The following is a 4,587-nucleotide window of genomic DNA, read 5'->3' as shown; positions in this document are numbered from 1 at the left end:
GTATAGCATAGGAAGGGGGCTTCCTTGCCTTTTTTATCATTAAGAATATCTACAAAAGAAGAAGCGCTTCTCTCACAAAAACTTTTATCAATAAAAAAGGCCATCTAAATACTTTTTAGACGGCCTCCGCCATAAATTTCGGGTTTACTAACCATCACATCTATATTCCCGAACCAATAGCTATCCTAAAGACTATTGGGAAGTATTTTTGTTACACTTAAGTTGAAACCTTAAATTTGTGATATGGAGAAAAAAACTTTAGTTCTGGGAGCTTCCTTAAATAGATCGCGTTATTCCAATATCGCTATAGGGCGACTGGTAAGGTATAATCAACCTGTGGTAGCGATTGGTCTAAGAAAAGGGGAAGTAGCGGGAGTAAAAATAGAAACCGAAAAAATTCCTTTTCAGGATATAGATACGGTTACGCTTTATCTTGGCCCGCCAAGACAGGAAGAATACTACGAGTATATTGTTTCTTTGAATCCTGTACGGGTAATCTTCAATCCGGGAACAGAAAACCCTGAATTCTATCAGATTTTACGGGATAATAATATTGAAGTTGAAATCGCCTGCACTTTAGTGATGCTTGGTACGAATCAATATTAAACCAAGCAGGGTTAAAAATCCGTTGAGGATTAAAATAAAGAAGCCAAACTCAAAGCCAAACCAAACCAGGCTGTTTATACTAATGATATAAGATAAAATTGGCGCCAGAATCGCAACTATAGGTACAAGCTTATCTTTCACCTTAATATTGGTGAATAGGCCAAGTGTATAAAGTCCCAATAACGGCCCGTAAGTATAGCCGGCAAATTCAAAAAGTTTATTGATTACACTTTTATCGGCTATCGCATATTTAAAGATCAGCATTACCGCGATAAACAAGATAGAAATAACAATGTGTATTTGTTTTCTAATCCTCATCTGTTTGGATTCTTCATACCGCTTTTCGATATTCAGGATATCAATACTAAAAGATGTGGTAAGCGCGGTTAAAGTACCATCGGCGCTGGAATAGGCAGCAGCAATAAGCCCCAGGATAAAAAGAATGGCCACGCCAATTCCTAATTCACCACCAGTTGCGATTGCCGGAAAAAGTTCATCTTTAATAGCATCAATTCCGCTTAGATCGGCGTATTGGGTAAGTAAAACCCCGAGGATAAGAAACATCATATTCACCACGGTAAGCACGATGGTAAACGAAAACATATTTTTTTGAGCATCTTTCAGGTTTCGGCAGGTAAGGTTTTTTTGCATCATATCCTGGTCCAGTCCCGTCATTACAATTGCGATAAAGGCCCCGCTTACAAATTGTTTTATAAAGTGATCGCTGCTTTTCCAATCTTCGAAAAAGAAGATTTTTGTAAGTCCACTTTCCGATAAATGATTTATCATTCCCCCGGCTGTTATTCCTAATTCATCTGAAACCACTATTAAAGTCACTCCAAGCGACAACAGCATAAAAAAGGTTTGCAGGGTATCTGTCCAGACTACGGTTTTAATTCCGCTTCTAAAAGTGTATAACCAGATTAGAAAAATAGTTGCTGAAACAGTAGCGTAATAGGGTACTCCTAATTCATCAAATAGAATAAGTTGTAATACATTCGCGACTAGAAATAACCTAAAACTCGAGCCGACTATCCTTGAAAGTAAAAAAAATGACGCCCCGGTTTTATAAGAATATTTTCCGAAGCGGGATTCCAGGTAAGAATAGATTGAAGTAAGATTTAATCTATAATAAAGCGGCAGTAAAATGAGTCCGATTACCGCATAACCTACTGTATAACCCAAAACCACCTGGAAGTAGCTAAAACTATCTGTAGCCACCGTACCCGGCAAAGAAATAAAAGTTACCCCGCTAAGCGAAGCACCAATCATCCCAAAAGCAACAATATACCAGGGTGACTCCCGGTTGGCCCGAAAAAATTCGGCGTTACTGCCGGCCCTGCTGGAAAAGAAAGAAACTAAAAATAAAAGTCCAAAATAAGCGGCGATTAAAATTAAAATCTGGTAGGGCTGCATAGCGATGATTTTCTAAAACGGCGAATTTACAAATTAAGCTTAAACTTTAACCTGCTTCCTCAAAATGAACGCTCAAGAACTTTGAGGCAACCTCAAGAGGTATGAAACGGAAAATTATTTTTAATCAGTGCAAGCTAGAGCATTTAAATCTCGATTATCGAGTAAAAATCATAAATTCGCGCTATGGATTTTTCTTCAAAACTATTGGAACAGGCCGTAGATGAAATGTCTCAGCTTCCCGGCATTGGCAAACGCACCGCGTTAAGATTGGTCTTGCATATGCTTAAGCAGCCCGAATCGCAAACCAAACAGCTGGCAGATGCACTTACCAAGCTAAGGACCGAAATAAAACTTTGTAAAAACTGCTACAATATCAGCGATACAGATTTGTGTGCTATTTGTGCAAATCCTTCCCGAAATTCAGAAATTGTTTGCGTGGTAGAGGATATTCGGGATGTGATGGCTATCGAAAATACCGATCAATATCGTGGTCATTACCATGTTCTAGGCGGAAAAATAAGCCCGATGGATGGCATAGGCCCTTCTCAGCTTAGTATTAAACCATTAATAGAAAAAGTACAGGCAGGAAAAGTAGAGGAGATTATTTTTGCGCTGAGCAGCACCCTGGAAGGCGATACCACCAATTTCTATATTTACAGGCAACTGGAAGGCATCGGTATTAAAACTTCAACGATTGCGAGGGGAATATCAGTGGGAGATGAACTGGAATATGCCGATGAGGTTACTTTGGGAAGAAGTATTACGAACAGGGTTCCGTTTGAAAGTTCTACTAAAAGTTAAAAGACCTAAAAAGTTTAAAATCTCTCAGGAGCACCGAACTCTGTAATGTTTTGTGAGTATACGAACCCCGGGAAACTTCTGCCGGATCAATAATATTTCTACTCAAAAATTTAGTTTCAGCTTTTGAAATTGTAATTTTACCCGAAAGCGAATTCCTTTTCTGAAACAGAAAGTTTACAATGAAAATTGATTTTATTGATTTTTTAATACTATTGAAGTTGAATTTTCATTAAATTCGCAAGCATAAACCTTAAAATAAGCTTTCAATTATAGATATGGCAAAGTTTGAACTTAAGCTACCAAAAATGGGCGAAAGTGTCGCCGAAGCAACTATTACCAACTGGTTAAAGGAAGTTGGAGATACCATTGAGGCCGATGAACCGGTTCTTGAAATCGCTACCGATAAAGTAGATAGCGAGGTTCCCAGCGAAGTAGAGGGGACCTTGGTGGAGAAACTTTTTGAAGCCGACGATGTAGTGCAGGTAGGCCAAACCATAGCTATTATTGAAACCGATGGCGAAATCCCTTCCGGTGCCGGTGATGATGAATTAGACCTGGACCTGGATGACAGTGAAGAGGAAGATGAATATGCCGAAGAGGTAGCCGAAAGTGTTGAAACCGCAAAGGAAACCGCAGGAAGTAAAGATTTTTCTGAAGCTTCCAGGTTTTATTCTCCGCTTGTAAAAAACATCGCCAAAGAAGAAGGCATCAGTCTGGATGAATTGGAATCTGTAGAAGGTACCGGTAAAGACGAGCGCGTAACCAAAGACGATATTCTGGGGTATGTGGAAAACCGCGAAAAAGGGACTTCTGCCAAGCAAAAGCCAAAAGCAAAACAAGCGCCTTCTGCAGACACCGGTAAAATGGCCAGCGCCAAAGCCGAATCTGAAAAAGTAGTTCCTTCAGGAGAGGATGAGATTATAGAAATGAGCCGAATGGGTAAAATGATCGCGCACCATATGGTTGAAAGCGCTCAAACTTCAGCTCACGTTCAATCTTTTATCGAAGTAGATGTTACCAATATCTGGAACTGGAGAAACAAGCATAAAAACGATTTTCAGAAGAAAGAAGGAGAAAAACTTACGTTTACTCCAATCTTTATGGAAGCCGTGGCAAAAGCTATTCGTGATTTCCCAATGATCAATATCTCGGTAGATGGCGATAAGATCATTAAGAAGAAAAACATAAACCTTGGGATGGCAGCTGCTCTTCCCGATGGAAACCTTATAGTGCCGGTAATTAGAAATGCCGATCAGCTTAACCTGGTAGGACTGGCTAAAAAAGTGAACGATCTGGCTAATCGTGCACGTCAGAATAAATTAAAGCCCGATGATATTCAGGGTGGGACTTACACTGTGACCAATGTGGGAACTTTCGGTAGTATTATGGGAACGCCAATCATCAATCAACCGCAAGTTGGCATTCTTGCACTGGGAGCAATTAGAAAAGTACCGGCTGTAATAGAAACCCTAGACGGCGATTTTATAGGAATTCGTTACAAAATGTTCTTATCGCATAGTTATGACCACAGAGTGGTAAATGGTGCTTTGGGAGGTCAGTTTGTACAACGGGTAGCCCAATATTTAGAAGGTTTTGATAAAGACCGGGAGATATAATTCAGAGAATATTATTTAAAGAAAGAGGCTGTCTGAAAAGGCAGCCTTTTTTGTTGTATTATTTTCTGGTTTTTAGTATTTTCATGTAATGAAAGCCAAAGCAGTATTTAAGACCTATGACCAGTCGCAGTTAAGTCTTTTACCTCCC

Annotated in this window: 4 protein-coding genes; 3 read left to right on the top strand and 1 reads right to left on the bottom strand. The window is 39.5% G+C overall.

Annotated elements, in window-relative coordinates:
- Nucleotides 1-243 precede the first annotated feature (243 nt).
- Complete coding sequence (locus LB465_RS17885) at nt 244-606, top strand: CoA-binding protein (RefSeq protein WP_224471284.1); 363 nt, start codon at nt 244-246, stop codon at nt 604-606.
- On the opposite strand, the gene LB465_RS17880 is transcribed toward LB465_RS17885, so the two are convergent.
- The gene (locus tag LB465_RS17880) at nt 577-2,022 is read right to left on the bottom strand and encodes a sodium:solute symporter (protein WP_224471283.1); all 1,446 of its coding nucleotides are present in this window, start codon (nt 2,020-2,022) and stop codon (nt 577-579) included. The genes LB465_RS17885 and LB465_RS17880 overlap by 30 nt on opposite strands.
- Before the next feature lie 183 nt (nt 2,023-2,205).
- Here LB465_RS17880 and recR point away from each other — a divergent pair, with 183 nt between their 5' ends.
- Entirely contained in the window at nt 2,206-2,823 is a 618-nt protein-coding gene (gene recR / locus LB465_RS17875) for a recombination mediator RecR (protein ID WP_224471282.1), read from the top strand.
- A 275-nt stretch (nt 2,824-3,098) separates the two neighbouring features.
- Entirely contained in the window at nt 3,099-4,439 is a 1,341-nt protein-coding gene (locus LB465_RS17870; protein ID WP_224471281.1) for a dihydrolipoamide acetyltransferase family protein, read from the top strand.
- Nucleotides 4,440-4,587 lie beyond the last annotated feature (148 nt).

This window comes from Salegentibacter lacus (assembly GCF_020164555.1).
Classification (GTDB): Bacteria; Bacteroidota; Bacteroidia; order Flavobacteriales; family Flavobacteriaceae; genus Salegentibacter; species Salegentibacter lacus.
The sequence above is the reverse complement of the archived record's forward strand: the minus strand, read 5'-3'. Positions and strand labels throughout refer to the sequence as shown.